This window comes from Burkholderia guangdongensis, from assembly GCF_013403875.1.
Classification (GTDB): Bacteria; Pseudomonadota; Gammaproteobacteria; order Burkholderiales; family Burkholderiaceae; genus Burkholderia; species Burkholderia guangdongensis.
Window position 1 is genome coordinate 25,739 of the sequence record NZ_JACBNX010000017.1, and the last position, 17,365, is coordinate 43,103.

The window sequence follows — 17,365 nt, forward strand, 5'->3', positions numbered from 1 at the left end:
TCGCCGGAACCAGAGTAGCGCGCATACTGCCCGGTCAACCGTTTACGCGTCGGCCTTCGACAGGATAGTTCGGATCCGTATAACCAGGCGTCGATGCATGGCCAGGAGGAACCAGACTGTCGACAAATTTTTCGTCGTCCGGCCCCAGTTGCAGCGTCAGCGCATCCATGTAGCTGTCCCATTGCGCTTCCGTGCGCGGACCAGCGATCGCAGCGCTCACGAGCTTGTTCCTGAGCACCCATGCGATCGCGAACGCAATCGAGGTGGTGCCGCGTTCAGCGGCATACGCCGCGACTTTCTCTGCGATGGCGAGAGATTCCGGACGCCATTCAGTCTGCTGGATACGTTTGTCACCGCGCGCAACACGGGAGTCGGCAGGCGGTGCGCCATCGAGTGCATATTTTCCGGTCAATACACCTCGCGCGAGCGGACTGTAGGGCACGACGCCAATGCCATAGTGCCCGGCAGCAGGCATCAGTTCGACTTCGGCCGTGCGGTCGACCATGTTGTACACCGGTTCGATTGCAACGGGACGATCCATGCCGAGCTGATCGGTCAGGCGCACGATCTCCGCTATACGCCAGGCGCGGAAGTTGGACAGGCCGAAGTAACGCACCTTGCCCTGGCGAATGAGGTCGCCGATGGCACGAACCCCTTCTTCGAGCGGAGCGTCAACCAGGGAGCGGTGAAAGTAAAGCACGTCGATGTAGTCAGTGCCGAGGCGCTTCAGGCTGGCGTCGACCGCCTGGCAAATCCATTTGCGTGACTGCCCCTGTTCGTTTGGACGGGCAGTTGCCGACGAAGGGTAGCCAAACTTCGTGGCTACGATCCAGTCGTCGCGTCGTTCCATGATGGCCCGACCGACGATTTCTTCAGACCGGCCTGCGTGATAGACATCGGCGGTGTCGAGAAAATTGACGCCCTGGTCGAAAGCCTTGTCGATGATCCGGCGGGCGGTCGCTTCATCCGTTTCGCCCCCAAACATCATTGCACCCAGGCACAGGGACGAAACCTTGAGGGCGCTGCGCCCCAGATACCGATAGTCCATTCTCATTATCTCCATGCAGGCCGGGCCCGCGATTAGCCAAAACGGTCACGCCGGAAAAGGCGTGTCAGCCGGCGCTTCAATCGCCGTCCGCAGGGAGGATGATAGGTCGATGGCATCTAGTGATAAAGCCAGTAAAACAGCAAACCAACATGAACTGAATTCATGAATCGCATGTCAGGTCCCGGGCTTTTCTTCACGATAACGGATCGCATCGATGATCACGGTCATCGCTCGCGAGAACTCGCGTCGGGTCGCATAGCAGGCGTGCAGCCCCGGAAAGGTGGGGCACCAGTCTTCCAGCACCTTCACAAGGCGACCTGCTTCGACATGAGGCTGGGCAAGGTCTGCCGGAACGTAAGCCAGGCCGTATCCCGACAACGCGGCAGCCAGCATCGGGTAGGTTCCGTTGAAAGCGAGTTGTCCGTCGACGCGCACCTGCACTTCTCGACGGCCTTTCTTTAACTCCCATGCGTAAAAGCCGCCCAACGTCGGCAAACGCAGATTGATGCAGTTGTGCGCAGTCAGATCCTGGGGCTTCTTTGGAATCGCACGCGTTTTCAGGTACTGCGGCGCGCCGACGATTGCCATGCGCATCTCGGGCGCGAGGCGGACGGCGATCATGTCCCGGGCGACCTGATCGCCGTGGCGAACGCCGATGTCGTACCGGTCGGCCACGATGTCCGAGAGGCCGTAGTCAGTGATGATCTCGACCTTTAGATCGGGATAGGCATGCAGTACCGGTGACAACCTGGGCCACAAGACCGTCTCGGTCGCGTAATCGGTTGCAGTGATGCGAATCGTGCCGGCAGGTTTCTCCCGAAACTCCGTCACGGCCGCCAGTTCGGAATCGATCTCTTCAAAACGGGGGGTGATGACCCGAATGAGGCGTTCGCCAGCTTCCGTTGGCGCGACGCTGCGCGTGGTTCGGGTCAGCAGTCGCATCCCGAGCCGGGTTTCGAGTGCGCGAATCGTATGGCTCAAAGCCGATTGCGATACGCCAAGCTGAGCGGCGGCACGCGTGAAGCTGCGCTCGCGCGCAACGGCGATCAGGGCAAGCAGGTCGTTGTAGCTTTCGCGACGCATTGATGAACTCGCTTCATAGGTGTTTGCCGATTCTAGCGCCTAGTCGATGATGGGCGGGCACGTTAGATTTCATACGCGGCGCATCGCCTGGCCATCCTGGCGCCGCACCGCAGCCTGTTCGCAGTTCGAAAGGAAAACTGGTATGGAAAATCCGGATCACGCGTCCTCCGTCAACCTGCTCGCCGGAATGGACACCGTTTCACCCGCCCTCGCGCGCTATACGAACGATGTGGTGCTGGGCAACCTGTGGAAACGTCCGCCGCTCTGCGCACGGGATCGCGGCATCGTCACGCTGTCAGTATTGATTGCGCGCAATCAGAGCACAGAGTTGCCGTTCTATCTCGATCTTGCCCTCGACAGCGGCCTCAAGCCCGGCGAGATTTCGGAAACCATCGCGCATCTCGCTTTCTACTCCGGATGGGCCAATGCGACCGCGGCCGTGAAGGTGACGAGCGCCGTTTTCGACAGACGTGGGATCACGTTGACTCAACTCCCGCCTGCGACAGTCGAACTTCTGCCTGTCGACGAGGCGGCAGAAGCCCAGCGTGAAAGCGCAGTGCAGCAAAGTTTCGGTGCCGTCTCGCCCGGGGTGGTTCAATTCACCCGGGACGCACTGTTCAACGACCTGTGGCTGCGACCAGGTCTTGCGCCACGCGACCGTAGTCTCGTCACGGTCAGCGCATTGGTCGCGACTGGACAGGTCGCACAACTGACCTATCACCTGAACCGTGCAATGGATAACGGACTGACCCGAGCGCAGGCCGAGGAAGTGATGACGCAACTGGCGTTTTACGCAGGCTGGCCAAATGTATTTACGGCACTTCCGGTCGTCAAGGATGTACTTGAAAAGCGACCCGGCCAATCCGCTTCCACGGCCTGAGTCCCGCGGGAGCGTCCCTATTGATTCGGCGCGAGATCAATCAGATGCCTGAAAGACTGGATGGTGCCACACGGCTGTTCCCCATCATCGGCGACCCGATCAAATTCGTAAAATCGCCGCAGCGGTTGACCGATGGCTTTGCGGCACGTGGCCACAACGCCTTGTGCGTCCCCATGCAGGTAGCCAAAGATGACCTGGGCGCGGTCATGCATGCCCTGACACTGACTGGAAACGTTGACGGCCTGCTTGTCACCATGCCGCATAAATTCTCGGCATTCCGTTACTGCGCGACCCGCTCGGATACTGCGGGATTGCTCGGTGGAGTGAGTGTCATGCGCCGCAACGCGGATGGTCGTTGGCATGGCGATATGCTCGACGGCCTCGCGTTTGTGAAAGCGCAGATCGACCACGGTGCATGTGTGAACGACGGTCGCGCATTGCTGATCGGCGCCGGGGCAGCGGGTAGCGCGATCGCGATCGCTTTGCTTGAAGCCGGTGTACGCGAACTCATCATCCACGATGCCGACGTATCACGTTCGATTCACCTCAGTGAGCGCGTTGCCAATTTGGGCCGGGGGCGCGTGCGCGTTGGGCCGGCCGATCCGGCGGGATGCACGATGGTGTTCAACGCGACGCCCATGGGTCTGGCCGATGACGACCCGCTTCCAGTCTCCGGCGACCTGCTCGATTCGTCGATGTTCGTTGGCGATGTGATTGCCGGGCACGGTGTGACGCCGCTTCTGCGCGCGGCCCAGTCCGTGGGCTGCAAGACAGCGAACGGCGTCCAGATGGTCGAAGCAGTGCAAGAAATGATGCTTGATTTTTTCCTCGACCCGAAAGCCGGCACCAGCGTTTAACCGCTTGTCGTCAGTCACGCATCGAATGGCCGCTGGCCCAACACCTCGGCCACATGGTCCACGAAGCAGGTGATCCGCGCAGCCAGCGCGGTGTTGCGGTAGTAGACCGCATTGATCGATTGACGCACGTCCAGCGTCTGCTCGGGAAACAGCGGCACCAGCCTGCCGCTGCGGCGGTCTTCGCGCGTCATGAAGTCCGAGAGGCAGACGATGCCCAAGCCTGCCAACGCCATGTGGCGAAGTGTTTCGCCGCTGGATGCGGCGATCGTCGGCTGGATGCGCAGGACATTGCCGCCCGCGTCGCGTAGCGGCCAGTCGTTCAGCGTTTCAGGCTGGGTGAAGCCAAGCAGCGCATGCTGCCCGAACGGATCGGGCCCGGTCGGCGTGCCGTGACGCTCGAGATAGGCGGGGCTGGCGAGCACCCGTATGCGGCTGGTGCCCACGGGGCGGGCGTGTAGCGTGGAGTCTTTCAGCACCCCGATGCGAAACGCCACGTCGGTGCGTTTTTCGATCAGGTCGATGATGCCTTCGTTCGAGTTCAGCTCCAGCTCCACCTCGGGGTAGCGCGTACGGAAACCGTCGAGCAGCGGCACCAGCACATGCAGCATAAAGGGCGTGGCGGCGTCGACCCGCAGCCGCCCGGCCGGTCGCATGCGCCGCGCAGCCATCTGTTCCTCGGCTTCGTCGACCGACGCCAGGATGGCGCGAGCATGGTGCAGGAAAGCCGCGCCTTCGTCGGTCAGCTCCAGCCGCCGCGTCGTGCGGCGCAGCAGCGTGGTCTGCAGCTTGTCTTCCAACCGGCCTAGCGTGCGGCTGATGGCCGAGATCGTCAGCTCGAGATGCGCCGAGGCTGCCGTGATGGAACCCGTGTCCACCACGGCGACAAATGCCTGTAGTTCATCGAGTGTCGTCTTCATATTTGAATTTTAATCAAAAGAATTTGACCGATACAGGGCTTAATAAACAAATGTAGACATCGCACACTGCAGCCCATCGGAAACCCAATCAAGGAGAGGCTGCGATGAAGTCATCGGCCGCTTTGCTCGCCCTGGCCATTGGCGCGTTTGCCATCGGCACCACCGAATTCACCCCGATGGGCCTGCTGCCCGTGATCGCCGACGGCGTGCAGGTCAGCATTCCCGCGGCGGGCATGCTGGTCTCCGCCTACGCGGTGGGCGTCATGGCCGGTGCGCCGGTGATGACCTTGCTGTTCAGCCGCTTCGGCAAGCGCGCTGCCCTGATGTCGCTGATGCTCATCTTCACCATCGGCAACCTGCTGTCGGCGTTTGCGCCGAGCTATACGACGCTGCTGCTGTCGCGCCTGATCACCAGCCTCAACCACGGCGCCTTCTTCGGCGTCGGCGCTGTCGTGGCCGCCAGTGTCGTGCCCAAGGAAAAACAGGCCAGCGCGATTGCGGCCATGTTCATGGGCCTGACCGTGGCCAACATCGGCGGCGTGCCGGCAGCGACCTGGATCGGGCAGCAGGTGGGCTGGCGCCTGGCCTTCGGCGGGACGGCCATGCTGGGCCTGATCACCATCGCCGCGCTGTGGCTGGCGCTGCCCAAGGGCGAACGCGGCACGCGCCCCGACGTGCGCCGCGAACTGAAGGTGCTGACTCGCCCCGAAGTGTTGTTGGCCATGGGCACCACGGTGCTGGGCGCCGGTGCGATGTTCGCGCTCTATACCTATGTGGCGCCGGTACTGGCCGACATCACCCATGCCAGCCCGAGCTTTGTGGCCTTCGCGCTGGTGCTGATCGGCGTCGGGTTCACGCTGGGCAACAGCCTGGGCGGCCGCCTGGCAGACTGGTCGCTGGATGGCGCAACCAAGCTGATTCTTGCGGCGCTCGCGATCGTCATGGCCTTGCTACCGCTGGTGATGACCACGCATGTGGGGGCGGCCATCGGGCTGGTGGTCTGGGGCGCTGCTGCCTTCGGCATCGTGCCGCCGGTGCAGATGCGCGTGATGCGGGCGGCGGCCCAGGCACCTGGCCTGGCCTCGTCCGTCAACGTCGGCGCGTTCAACCTGGGCAACGCGGTCGGCGCCGCCCTGGGCGGTGCGGTCATCGGCCAGGGGCTGGGTTATGCCGCCGTGCCCTGGGTGGGCGCGGCGCTCGCCGCTGGCGGCCTGGGGCTGGTCTGGCTGAGCAGCGCCGGCCGCCGCCGTGTCTCGGTTTCCTCTTCGTCCATCTAACCCAGGGAGTTTTTCCATGAGCACCATCCCTTCTTTTGGCGTCGGCACCTTCCGCCTGGCGGGCCAGACCGTGATCGACTCGGTGCGCAATGCGCTGATCGCCGCGCTGGAGCGCAACGGTCGCGAGGTCAACCCCGAGGGCCTCGCCCCGGTGTGGAACTGACAAAAAAATAGCGCCGCAGGCATTCAGCTTGCGGCGCCATTCCGTGGCACTACGACGAGAACGACACGCCGTAGCCCGACAGCACGTTACATCTGCACGGTGTCGGCCACTTCCTTGAAGTCGTCGATCTGGTCGAAGTTCATGTACTTGTAGATCTGGTCGCCGTTGGCGTTGATCACGCCGATGTCGGCCATGTACTCGGCTTTGGTCGGGATCTTGCCCAGGCGCGAGCAGATCGCCGCCAGTTCCGCCGAGCCGAGGTACACGTTCGTGTTCTTGCCCAGGCGGTTCGGGAAGTTACGGGTCGAGGTCGACATGACCGTCGCGCCTTCGCGCACCTGTGCCTGGTTGCCCATGCAAAGCGAGCAGCCCGGCATTTCGGTACGGGCACCGGCCGTGCCGAACACGCCGTAGTGGCCCTCTTCGGTCAGCTGCTTCTGGTCCATCTTGGTCGGCGGGGCGACCCACAGCTTGACCGGGATGTCGCGCTTGCCTTCCAGCAGCTTCGACGCGGCACGGAAGTGACCGATGTTGGTCATGCACGAGCCGATGAACACTTCGTCGATCTTGGCGCCGGCCACGTCCGACAGCGTCTTCACGTCGTCCGGATCGTTCGGGCAGGCCACGATCGGCTCGTGGATGTCGGCCAGGTCGATCTCGATGACGGCCGCATACTCGGCATCCGCATCCGGCGACAGCAGTTGCGGGTCGGCCAGCCACTGCTCCATCGCCTTGATACGGCGCTGCAGCGTGCGAGGATCGTGGTAGCCCTCGGCGACCATCCACTTCAGCAGCGTGATATTGCTGTTGAGGTATTCGATGATCGGTTCCTTGTTCAGGTGGACCGTGCAACCGGCGGCCGAACGCTCGGCGGACGCATCCGACAGTTCGAAGGCCTGCTCGACCTTCAGCTCGGGCAGGCCTTCGATTTCGAGAATGCGGCCGGAGAAGATGTTCTTCTTGCCTTGCTTGGCGACCGTCAGCATGCCTTGCTTGATGGCGTACAGCGGGATCGCGTTGACGAGATCGCGCAGGGTCACGCCCGGCTGCATCTTGCCCTTGAAGCGGACCAGCACCGATTCCGGCATATCCAGCGGCATCGTGCCGGTGGCTGCCGCGAAGGCGACCAGGCCCGAACCGGCCGGGAAGCTGATGCCGATCGGGAAGCGGGTGTGAGAGTCGCCGCCGGTGCCCACGGTGTCGGGCAGCAGCATGCGGTTCAGCCACGAGTGGATCACGCCGTCACCCGGGCGCAGCGCGACGCCGCCACGGGTGCTGATGAAGTTCGGCAAGGTCTGGTGGGTCTTCACATCCACCGGCTTCGGATAGGCGGCGGTGTGGCAGAACGACTGCATGACGAGGTCGGCCGAGAAGCCGAGGCACGCCAGGTCCTTCAGTTCGTCGCGGGTCATCGGGCCGGTGGTGTCCTGCGAGCCGACCGAGGTCATCTTCGGTTCGCAATACGTGCCCGGCCGGACACCCTGGCCTTCCGGCAAACCGCAGGCGCGGCCGACCATCTTCTGGGCCAGCGAGAAGCCCTTGCCGCTATTGGCCGGCTGCTGCGGCAGGCGGAACTGGGTCGACGGGGCCAGGCCCAGCGCTTCACGTGCCTTCGCGGTCAATCCGCGGCCGATGATCAGCGGGATGCGGCCGCCGGCGCGCACCTCGTCGAACAGCACGTCGGACTTGACCTGGAACTCGGCGATCACTTCGCCGTTCTTCAGCGCCTTGCCTTCGTACGGGCGCAGTTCGACCACGTCGCCCATTTCCATCTTCGACACGTCGAGTTCGATCGGCAGCGCGCCGGCATCCTCCATCGTGTTGTAGAAGATCGGAGCGATCTTGCCGCCCAGGCACACGCCGCCGAAACGCTTGTTCGGAATGAACGGGATGTCTTCACCCGTGAACCACAGCACCGAGTTGGTGGCCGACTTGCGCGACGAGCCGGTACCGACCACGTCGCCCACGTAGGCGACCAGGTGGCCTTTTTCCTTCAGCGACTCGATGAACTTGATCGGGCCACGCTTGCCGTCTTCTTCCGGGGTGATGCCGGGACGGGTGTTCTTCAGCATCGCCAGCGCGTGCATCGGGATGTCCGGGCGCGTGGTGGCATCCGGGGCCGGCGACAGGTCGTCGGTGTTGGTTTCGCCCGTCACCTTGAAGACGGTGATGGTCAGGCTTTGCGGCACTTCCGGACGGCTGGTGAACCATTCGGCGTCGGCCCAGCTTTGCATCACGGCTCGCGCGTTGGCGTTGCCCTTGTCGGCCAGTTCCTTGACGTCGTGGAACTGGTCGAACATCAGCAGGGTTTTCTTCAGCGCGTCGGCGGCCACGGCGCCCACTTCGGCGTCGGACAGCAGCTCGATCAGCGGCTGGATGTTGTAACCGCCCAGCATCGTGCCGAGCAGTTCGGTGGCATGGGTACGCGAGATCAGCGCGCAGGCGGTCTGGCCCTTGGCCACGGCGGCCAGGAAGCCCGCCTTCACGCGGGCGGCTTCGTCCACGCCGGCGGGCACGCGGTGGGTGATGAGGTCGAGCAGGGTCTGCTCTTCGCCGGCGGGCGGGTTCGTCAGCAGTTCCACCAGTTCGGCGGTCTGCTGAGCCGTCAGCGGCAGGGGGGGAATGCCGAGCGCGGCACGTGCGGCTACGTGAGCACGAAAATTTTCAAGCATGGGGCACCTGCTGTATCGCGTTTCAGGGGAGGGCTGTCCAGGCACGCCGAGGCTGTCCCTGGTGCTGCTTTGACCGCGATTTTAGTGGCAATCCACTGTATCGTCAAATGTCTTATGTCTTATATAAGAGTGTGAGGGCCGCGAGGATCCCGGTCGCCGATTGACAACACGGATGGGCAGAGCGAATCCCTGATTGTGCACGTCGGCAAGGCGGCGCTCGACGAGACGTTCGCCTGATCCCACGCCGTGCGCCGCGACACCTTCCCCTGCGCCGTTTTGTCGAAAAACGGCAATCAATTCGTCATCGACGCCCTTTACGCTAGCGCGAGTGTCATGCAGGTCAGTCTTACGAAAAGTTGTCCAATCCGTCTGGAGACCGCATATGAAGACCGCGCCGATTCATCCCGAGCATCACCGTCGTTTGCCCGCCCGCCGCATCGCGCTTTCCGCGCTCGCACTGGCGATCGCCAGTGTCGCCGTTCATGCGGAGCAATCCGACTCTCCCGCCGGCCATCGCTTTTACCCCGGCTTCCTGGTGGTCAGCCGCAGCGTCTACGACAACCTGTCGAGCACCGTTCGAGTCGGCGAAGTCCTCCCGCCGAATTGCGCGAGCACCAAGGGCGGCTGCGGCGCATCGACCGGCGCGCTGGTGGACGGCACGTACCCGTACGTGTGGAACAACGATCTTTATGACGGCAGCTTCGGCATCACGTCGCGCATTCTGCTCGATCAGATCACCCCGGCCGGGGCTCTCGTCAGCACGCTCGAGGTGCCGAACGGTTTGCAGAACGGCTCGGGACATGACCAGCTCGTCACGAGCTTCAGCTCGAAATCGGAACTCGGGCTGCACCTGTCCACCGACCACCGGTATCTGACCTTCATGGGCTACGTCGCCCCGGTCGACACGCTCGACGTCTCCAACTCGAACACCCCGGGCGCGATCGATCCGACCAATCCCGTCGGCGAGGCGGTTTATCGCGCCGTCGCGCGAATGGATCGCGATGGACATTTCCGCTTTACCGAAACGAACGCATACAGCGGCAACAACGGACGCAGCGCGATTCTGAACGACCGCGACGGCAACGACGTGTTCTACACCGCCGGCAATGCGGGCAACGGCGCGAATCCTCAGCCGAACGGCGTGATTCTCGGCGCCGGCGCGCAATTCATCGCCCCGTCCGATCAGCATGAAGCGCAGCAGAACCCCGGCACGCCGACGCCGGTCGGCAGCTTCTCCGTGACCGAACTCGGCGCGAAGGCCGACAAGATCGGCAAGGACGACAACTTCCGCGGCATGGCCGTCTACCACAACGTGCTGTACTTCACGAAGGGCAGCGGCGGCAACGGCGTCAATACGGTCTACTTCCTCGATACGACGGGCAGCGCCTGCCCGAACGGCGTGGGCGTGCCGTCGCCGAACGCGACGCTGCCCACGACGCCGCTTGCGTACGATCCGGCCACGCTGCAAACGTCCGGCTTGCCGAGCAACATGTGTATCCTCGCCGGCTTCCCGTCCACGCCGAACAAGACGGCCACCCAGCTTTCCTATCCGTTCGGTCTCTGGTTCGCCGACGCCAATACGCTCTATGTCGCCGACGAAGGCGACGGCTACGCGGGCGGGGCGGATCTGTACACGCATGCCGCCGCGCAAACGACGGCCGGTCTGCAGAAATGGATCTACAACGCGGGCACGAAAACCTGGGCGCTCGCCTATACGCTGCAGGCGGGCTTGAATCTCGGCACCCAGTACACGGTGCCGGGCTATCCGATGGGTTACAACTCGGCGACCGGGCTGCCGTGGGCGCCGGCAACGGACGGTCTGCGGAACCTGACGGGGCGTGTCGAGAACGATGGCACGGTTACGATCTGGGCGATCACGTCGACGGTCAGCGGCAACGGCGATACGGGTGCCGATCCGAACAAGCTCGTTGCGATTCGCGACGTGCTGAAGAATGCGAGTGCCGCCGGCGCAGCCCAACAGAAGTTCGTGACGCTGCGCAGCGCGGGGTTCGCCGAAGTGTTGCGCGGCGTGTCGTTCACGCCGGGCACGGATGTCGATCGTCGCGCCCGGTAGTTTCTTGTCGTTTCCTGTCGTGCCGGCTACCAGCCGTAGCCGGCACCCATGCCCACGCTGTACTCCGCGCTACCGGCCGTCGAGCCGCTGATCGTCACGGCCATGCGGCCGGCAATCTTGCGCTGGTAGCCGATCGCCAGCGCCGCCTGGCCGCGATACAGGCCCGTGCCGATCGCGACGCTGTTGTCCGTCCTGAGCGCAGCCGCACTGGCCACCATCGTCGACATCGCCGCGTTCATCGCGCCGAGGCGGTTCATGCGGCCGTTCATCTGGTCGAAGCGCCGGTCGACCTGGCTCTGCAGGTTGTCGACGCTCTGCCGGATGCCCGCCACCTGCGATTTCACGCCGTTGAGCTGCTGCACGTTGACGGCGTCGGTGTCCTGCGCGCCGGCCATCACGTGGGTGAGCACGCGCGGCTGCGGCGGCGACGAATCGACCGGAGCGATGTCGGCGCGGTCCGCTACCGGGCGTTCGCGTGGTGCCGCCGGTGGGTGCTCGGGATGCGGCTCGGGATCGGTCGCCACGTGCGGCGGCGTTTCGCTACCGGCGCCGGAATCCGGCGCCGTGGCGACGGTTCCGTCGAGCCGGTCGATGCGGTGGTCGATGCCGGTGATCCTGCCTTGCAGATCGTCGAGCGCGGTGCGGTTTTCCTGTACGCGCCGGTCGACCGCTTTCAGCTGACTGATGTTGACGGCGTCCGTGTCGGCCGCGCCGGCGGCAACGTGGGTGATGCGGCGCTCCTCTCCCGGGTAGCCGACCGACACTTCCGCGAACGGCACCGCCGCCGCGATCGCGTGCACGTTCGCGCCCGGCGCATACGCGCGAGTCGAGAGGTCACTGTCCGCCACCGATTCATAACCGATCGCGACGCTTTTGTCGTTGAACACCGCCGTGCCGGAACCGATCGCGATACTGCCGTTCGTGTATGCAGCCGCATGGCGGCCGATGGCGACGGCGTCGTCGTCGCCGGTCGTTGCGCCGAGACCCAGCGCGACGGACCCTTCGCCCGCCGCGTAAGCGAAACTGCCGAGCGCGGTGGATTCTTTCCCGTCCGCCCCGGATGCTGCGCCGAACGCCGATGCATCGCGTCCCGTCGCGCGCGCGCCGACGCCGATGGCGGAAGACGCGATGCCTTCAGCGCCGGCTCCGTCGCCGATCGCCACGGCACGCGTTCCCGATGCCGACGCGGTCGCGCCCAGTGCGATCGAGCCGGCCGCCGCGGACGCGGCATCCAGGCCGACGGCCACCGCACCCGGCGCGCCGGCGCGGGCGGCGGCGCCGATGGCAATGGCGCCCGCGCCGTCCGCTTCGGTCTCGGCAGTCGCCGCCGAGTCCGCGTCGATGCGCAGGGATGCATCGAATGCCGCGTACGCGGTGAGCGGGTTGCAAGCCGCAATCGCAACGGCCACGCGCAGTGTTCCCGAACGTCGGCTGCCTCTCTCCCGGGCATGGCCGCGCGCGATGGGGGAGCCGGCGGCCCGCAAGCCGGCCGCGTTGTGTCGAGTGATGCGATGAGTCGTGTGCATAGGGAAGGGCAGGTGACTGAATCGGACGGACAAAAAACGGCTGGCAGCGCGCGCTGCCGGCCGGGCTCGAACGTTTACCGATTCTAGGGATTACCCTTTGTCCGTTAAATCAGACTGGTCCTAAAAATGGCGACCGGATAGGCGAAACGCATCGCAGTTTGCGCGTCGTCATGGTCGAGCGCATCGTCCTCAGGCCCCGGCCCCGAACTGCATCACGTGCGCCGCGCGCAGCGTGTCGCCCAGCAGCTTGCCCATCGCTTCGCCGCACTGGTATGCGAGACCGTCGGAGTCGAGGCACGTGTCGCCCTCGGCGCGCGCCTTGTAGATCGGCTTGAGGGTGAAACGCGTACCGGCGGGTTTGCCTTCGGTGGCGGGAATCGCCGCCGTCGTCACGCTCGACACGTCCATTTGCCACGTCGCGTGGATCGGAACGTCCGCTCGCCGCAGGTCGGACACCGTATGGACGCGGATCGCGTGGCTCGGCTGCAACGCCTGCAGCGCGGGCGGCACCGGGTTGGTGAACGCCATCGCATCCACCTCGACGACTTTCGACGGCACGTCGGCCAGCGCGTGTTGCAGGCCCGAGCCGAGCCCGGACATGTAGGCGCGCCCTTCGGTGCCGTACGGCGGGTTGCCGAACAACCTCGAATCGACGACGACCAGAATCCGGTTCGCGGCCGTCGGCGGGGCGCCGGCGCTGTTCTGTTCGAGCAGGTCCGGTTGAATGACGCAACCGGCCAGCGCGGCTGCAACGGCACATGCGGTGAAACCGCGCAGTAATCTCATCGCCCCCCCGTTTGTTGGACGTTTGTCGGATTGTCGTCGCCGGCGCTCGATATGCCGAAGCCGTTCGCGAGCCCGTACCCGGCATGATTTTGTTGCACGCGGGAAGGTTTGCCAATGCCCGATCTGCCGGCGTGGGCCGGGAAGCCATTGCGTATTCCACTGGCAGCCAGTGACAAATTTCATTTTCATCCTGGCGCGGGTGCGCCTACTCTTCTGGAATCCGACTACCCGTCGCGCGGGCGCCTCGTGGCGGAGAGGCGTCGCGCGATGCGACTCGAAACGATGCCCGAATACCCGTTACGAATATCGAATATTCGTAATGGGTATTTGCGTTTATTAAAAATAAAATAAATTGGTATTAATAATATTGGCGAATATCAAAAAAACTTGTCCATGATTCTCCTGTCGAGTGATTGGACTCATCGATATCCGGCGACTGGCACTATCGCATTTATTTTTAATTAACAAATATTGAACTGAAGAGGAAATCCAGCACGCGACTCATCTCGCCACTACCCAGAAGGGAGACAACATGCTCAAGCTGTTCATCGGGATCGGCATCCCCTACATCGGCGTCGTCGGCCTGCTGCCGAAGGTCGCGTCCGTCGACCTGTTCATGTTCGGCGTGCCATTCGTCTATGCATGGATCTTCGCCTGGTTCGTCCTGACTTCCGGCTGCCTGCTGGCGTGCTGGCGCCTGTTCGACCGCCTTCCCGCGAAGGCGGACGCGCAAGCGCGCTAAGGAGATACTGATGGCTACCGCGGTCTTCCTCGGCTTCATACTTTTTTCCCTCTATCTCGCGATCCGATCGAAAAAAGGGAGCAGCAAGCAGGACGTGCACGATTTCTTCTGCGCTTCAGGGCAATTCGGCGCGTGCCTGGTGTTTTTCCTGACCGCCGGCGAGATTTACAGCATCGGCACGATGGTCGGCTTTCCGGGCGGCATTTATGCGAAAGGGCCGACGTACGGCGTCTGGTTTCTCGGCTACATATTGCTCGCTTATCCGCTCGGCTATTTCATCGGACCGAGAATCTGGGCGGCCGGCAAGCGATACAACGCGATCACGCTGCCCGACCTGTTCAAGGGCCATTACGGCAGCCGCGCGCTCGAACTGCTGGTCGGCACGACGGCGATCCTGTTCCTGCTGCCGTGGGGCGAGCTGCAGTTCACCGGCCTGATCGCCGCGTTCAAGGGGCTCGGCTGGAATTTCCCGCCGACGTTCCTGATCCTGATCGCCGCGGCGCTCGCGTTCACGTACATCGCGATCTCGGGCGTGCGTTCGTCGGCGTACATCGCGGTGCTGAAGGACATCCTGATGGTCGTCGCGATCGTCGTCACCGGCGCCGCGGTCGTGTCGCAAGCCGGCATCTCGCACGTGTTCCACGTCGCGAGCCAGCACGTCAGCAACACGATGAACACGCGGCAGCTCACGTTCTCGATGAGCACGATGCTGTTCCAGTCGCTCGGGTTCTACATGCTGCCGGTCGGCGTGCAGTTCTTCTTCACCGCGAACAGCGGCGATACGATCCGGCGCACGCAGATGGTGATGCCGCTGTACATGCTGATGTATCCGTTCCTCGTGCTCGCGTCGTACTACGCGCTGAGCCAGCACCTGCATCTGGCGTCGCCGAACGAGGCGTTCTTCGCGGCCGCCACGCGACTGCTGCCGGAATGGCTGCTCGGGCTCGTGGCCGCGGCGGCGTCGCTGTCGGGACTGCTGGTGCTCGCGGGCCTGTGCCTCGCGATCGGGCCGATCGTCACGCGCAACCTGCTGCCCGGCATGCCGGAGAGCCGGCAGAAGCGCGGCGCGAAATTCGTGATCGTCGTCTATCTGGCGATCTCGATCGTGATGACGCTGCTCACGCCGAACCTGATGCTCACGCTGATCAACACGACGCTGTACGGCGTCACGCAGTTCTTCCCCGGCGTGCTGGTCATCCTGCTGTCGCTCAGGGTCCGGGCCGTGGCGGTCGCGCTCGGCATCCTGACGGGCCAGGTGCTGGCGATCATCCTTTATACGTGCCAGACGGATCTCGGCGGCTTCAACCTGGGCCTGCTCTGCCTCGTGGTGAACGTGGCCGTGATGATCGGCGTCAACGTCGCCGCGAAACTGGGCGGTGTCGGCGCGCTGCGGCATTCGTCGCCGCACGGGCGGGCATGACGCCGACGGCGGCTGCCGCCCGACATCGGGCGGCGGGCAAGCAAGAGGGCGGCGGGGCCGGAGCCATCGGCTTCGCCGCCTTAGTCTTGGGCGCTTAGTCTTGGGCGGTGCGCAGCCTCAGCCCAGCGCGGCGACGCGCGCATCGAGCCGGCCGCGCGTGATCGCCGCGATCTGCGCAAGCGCTTCGTCCAGCTCCTGCTGCGTGCCGCGGCCGATCCGGCGCTCGAACGACGCGAAGATGCCTTCGCGCGTGTAGTGGCGCACGCAGATGATGAACGGAAAGCCGTGCCGTTCGAGATAGGCCGCGTTCAGCCGGTCGAGCGCGGCTTCCTGCTGCGCCGACATCGCGTCGAGCCCGGCGCTCTTCTGCTCCGCGTTCGAATCGGCCGTCATCGTGCCCGCGCGGACGTTCGCGGCGGACAGCAGCGGGTGCAGGTTCAGGAAGTCGCGCCGATCGCGCTCGTCGAGCTGCCGGATCACGTTCATCATCGCGTCATGCAGCGCGCCGATCGACGCGAACGGCTGCTGCGCCCACGCGCGCTCCGCCGCCTGCGGAAAGTGTTCGAACACGCTGCCGAACGCGCTCACGAACGCTGCGTGATCGAGTGCGTTGACGGGCGTCGGATGGATCGACTGTGACATGCGCGGCCTTGCTCCCGTGAGGCCCGCCGTATCGGCGGGCGTGGACGACGAATACGGGCCGAGTATAGAAAGCGCGCGCGGCGGCAGCGACGCGCGCGGTCCTATAGGTCGCATAACAGAACGCGATACGGCAGTCCGGCGCGAGGCCGGCGCGGCTAGGTCCGATGCATGTCGCGCAGGTCGCGCAACGATTGCGCGGCCGCGCTCAGCATGCCGCGCAGCCAGACGTGCGATGCCGAGCGATGGCGCGACGGGTGCCAGAGCTGGTAAAAGCGCATGAACGGGAAATCGATCGGCGGATCGACCACCGCGAGCGGCACGTGCTGCGCGTGGTAGTTCGCGAAGTGGCGTCCGGTGGTCAGGATCAGGTCGGTGCCCGGGATCAGGCTCGGCGCGAGATTGAAGTACGGGCAGCTCACGCGGTTGTCTCGATGCACGCGCATCGTGCTGAGGCCCGTGTCGACGACACCGCGCTGGTCGCGCGAATACGGTGTCGGCACGATGTGCGACGCGCTCAGATACGCCTGCGTGGTGAGCTTGCCCGGCTGCGCGTGGAGGCTGTCCTGCGCGACGACGCAGACCACGTCGTCCTCGAGCAGCACCGACAGGTGCAGATGCTCGGGCGGGCTCGGCCAGTTGCCGATCACGATGTCGGCCGAGCCGTCGGACAGCGCCTGCTCGTAATCGAACGTCGCGCTGAGCGGCACGGCCGCGATGCGCGCGTTCGGCGCGGCGCGCCGGCACTCGCGCACGACGTGCGCGAAGAACGGCGGCGCGAGATAGTCGGGCATCGCGACCGTGAAGCTCTGCTGCGTGGTGGCGGGATCGAAGCGCTCGTCGGACACGAGCAGGTGGTCGAGCGCGCTCAGTGCGGCCTGCGCGCTGCGCACGAGCCGCAGCGCGCGCTCGGTCGGCACCATCACGTTCTTTTCGCGGGTCAGCAGCGGATCGTTGAAGATCGCGCGCAGCCGCTTCAGCGCCGCGCTGATCGCGGGCTGCGACTGGTTCATGCGTATCGCGGTGCGCGACACGCTTTGTTCGGCGATCAGCGTGCAGAGCACGCGCAGCAGGTAGGTGTCGAACGGATCGTCGGCGCGAATCATCGGGCGTCCCGTGCAGAGTGAGCGGAGGCGGGCGGTGCGCGCCGCCGGCGAATGGTGACGTTGTAGCGTGTCGCACGCAACACGGCAACACGGCGGCGCGCTCGAATCCGCGCGCGCACGGGTCGGGCAGGCGGCGCCCAGGCGTGCCTGCGCGACGAAAGCGGGCGGGCTAGGG

General features: G+C 64.6%; 14 protein-coding genes and 1 pseudogene. 7 read left to right on the top strand and 8 right to left on the bottom strand.

The features are described 5' to 3' along the window. Positions 1 to 34: 34 nt before the first annotated feature. Together HZI36_RS17050 and HZI36_RS17055 are read right to left on the bottom strand one after the other, a co-directional pair. Positions 35 to 1,048 (bottom strand): aldo/keto reductase, encoded by a 1,014-nt coding sequence (locus HZI36_RS17050; protein ID WP_179403836.1) that lies wholly within the window; start codon positions 1,046 to 1,048, stop codon positions 35 to 37. A gap of 174 nt (positions 1,049 to 1,222) precedes the next feature. After that, the gene (locus HZI36_RS17055; RefSeq protein WP_179403837.1) at positions 1,223 to 2,131 is read right to left on the bottom strand and encodes a LysR family transcriptional regulator; all 909 of its coding nucleotides are present in this window, start codon (positions 2,129 to 2,131) and stop codon (positions 1,223 to 1,225) included. A gap of 142 nt (positions 2,132 to 2,273) precedes the next feature. On the opposite strand from HZI36_RS17055, the gene HZI36_RS17060 reads away from it, so the two are divergent. Beyond that, entirely contained in the window at positions 2,274 to 3,011 is a 738-nt protein-coding gene (locus HZI36_RS17060) for a carboxymuconolactone decarboxylase family protein (RefSeq protein ID WP_179403838.1), read from the top strand. Positions 3,012 to 3,055: 44 nt separating this feature from the next. Continuing rightward, positions 3,056 to 3,868, top strand: coding sequence for a shikimate dehydrogenase family protein (locus tag HZI36_RS17065; RefSeq protein WP_179403839.1), 813 nt, complete (start codon positions 3,056 to 3,058; stop codon positions 3,866 to 3,868). A 14-nt stretch (positions 3,869 to 3,882) separates the two neighbouring features. On the opposite strand, the gene HZI36_RS17070 is transcribed toward HZI36_RS17065, so the two are convergent. Then, positions 3,883 to 4,785 carry a LysR family transcriptional regulator gene (locus tag HZI36_RS17070; RefSeq protein ID WP_179403840.1) on the bottom strand — a complete coding sequence of 301 codons (903 nt, stop codon included), beginning with the start codon at positions 4,783 to 4,785 and terminating at the stop codon, positions 3,883 to 3,885. 104 nt (positions 4,786 to 4,889) lie between these two features. On the opposite strand from HZI36_RS17070, the gene HZI36_RS17075 reads away from it, so the two are divergent. Continuing rightward, the gene (locus tag HZI36_RS17075; RefSeq protein WP_179403841.1) at positions 4,890 to 6,062 is read left to right on the top strand and encodes an MFS transporter; all 1,173 of its coding nucleotides are present in this window, start codon (positions 4,890 to 4,892) and stop codon (positions 6,060 to 6,062) included. A gap of 16 nt (positions 6,063 to 6,078) precedes the next feature. Continuing rightward, a pseudogene (dkgB, locus tag HZI36_RS17080) lies at positions 6,079 to 6,159 on the top strand (2,5-didehydrogluconate reductase DkgB); the annotation flags it as partial. Between the two features lie 152 nt (positions 6,160 to 6,311). Here dkgB and acnB read toward each other — a convergent pair. Next, positions 6,312 to 8,897: a bifunctional aconitate hydratase 2/2-methylisocitrate dehydratase gene (acnB, locus tag HZI36_RS17090; protein ID WP_179403842.1), complete on the bottom strand. Its 2,586-nt coding sequence runs from the start codon at positions 8,895 to 8,897 to the stop codon at positions 6,312 to 6,314. Between the two features lie 382 nt (positions 8,898 to 9,279). Between acnB and HZI36_RS17095 the strand changes: the two genes are divergently transcribed. Then, positions 9,280 to 10,971 (top strand): hypothetical protein, encoded by a 1,692-nt coding sequence (locus HZI36_RS17095; RefSeq protein WP_179403843.1) that lies wholly within the window; start codon positions 9,280 to 9,282, stop codon positions 10,969 to 10,971. Positions 10,972 to 10,997: 26 nt separating this feature from the next. Here the strand turns inward: HZI36_RS17095 and HZI36_RS17100 are convergent, their stop codons facing one another. Both HZI36_RS17100 and HZI36_RS17105 read right to left on the bottom strand, forming a co-directional pair. Further along, the gene (locus tag HZI36_RS17100; RefSeq protein ID WP_179403844.1) at positions 10,998 to 12,380 is read right to left on the bottom strand and encodes a YadA-like family protein; all 1,383 of its coding nucleotides are present in this window, start codon (positions 12,378 to 12,380) and stop codon (positions 10,998 to 11,000) included. Between the two features lie 306 nt (positions 12,381 to 12,686). Further along, positions 12,687 to 13,466, bottom strand: coding sequence for a hypothetical protein (locus tag HZI36_RS17105; RefSeq protein WP_179403845.1), 780 nt, complete (start codon positions 13,464 to 13,466; stop codon positions 12,687 to 12,689). Positions 13,467 to 13,815: 349 nt separating this feature from the next. On the opposite strand from HZI36_RS17105, the gene HZI36_RS17110 reads away from it, so the two are divergent. Both HZI36_RS17110 and HZI36_RS17115 read left to right on the top strand, forming a co-directional pair. After that, entirely contained in the window at positions 13,816 to 14,025 is a 210-nt protein-coding gene (locus HZI36_RS17110; protein WP_179403846.1) for a DUF3311 domain-containing protein, read from the top strand. Between the two features lie 10 nt (positions 14,026 to 14,035). After that, entirely contained in the window at positions 14,036 to 15,445 is a 1,410-nt protein-coding gene (locus HZI36_RS17115) for a sodium:solute symporter family protein (protein WP_179403847.1), read from the top strand. A gap of 117 nt (positions 15,446 to 15,562) precedes the next feature. Here the strand turns inward: HZI36_RS17115 and uraD are convergent, their stop codons facing one another. Together uraD and HZI36_RS17125 are read right to left on the bottom strand one after the other, a co-directional pair. Next, complete coding sequence (gene uraD, locus HZI36_RS17120; protein ID WP_179403848.1) at positions 15,563 to 16,087, bottom strand: 2-oxo-4-hydroxy-4-carboxy-5-ureidoimidazoline decarboxylase; 525 nt, start codon at positions 16,085 to 16,087, stop codon at positions 15,563 to 15,565. A 155-nt stretch (positions 16,088 to 16,242) separates the two neighbouring features. Further along, positions 16,243 to 17,190, bottom strand: coding sequence for a LysR family transcriptional regulator (locus HZI36_RS17125; protein WP_179403849.1), 948 nt, complete (start codon positions 17,188 to 17,190; stop codon positions 16,243 to 16,245). Positions 17,191 to 17,365: the final 175 nt, after the last annotated feature.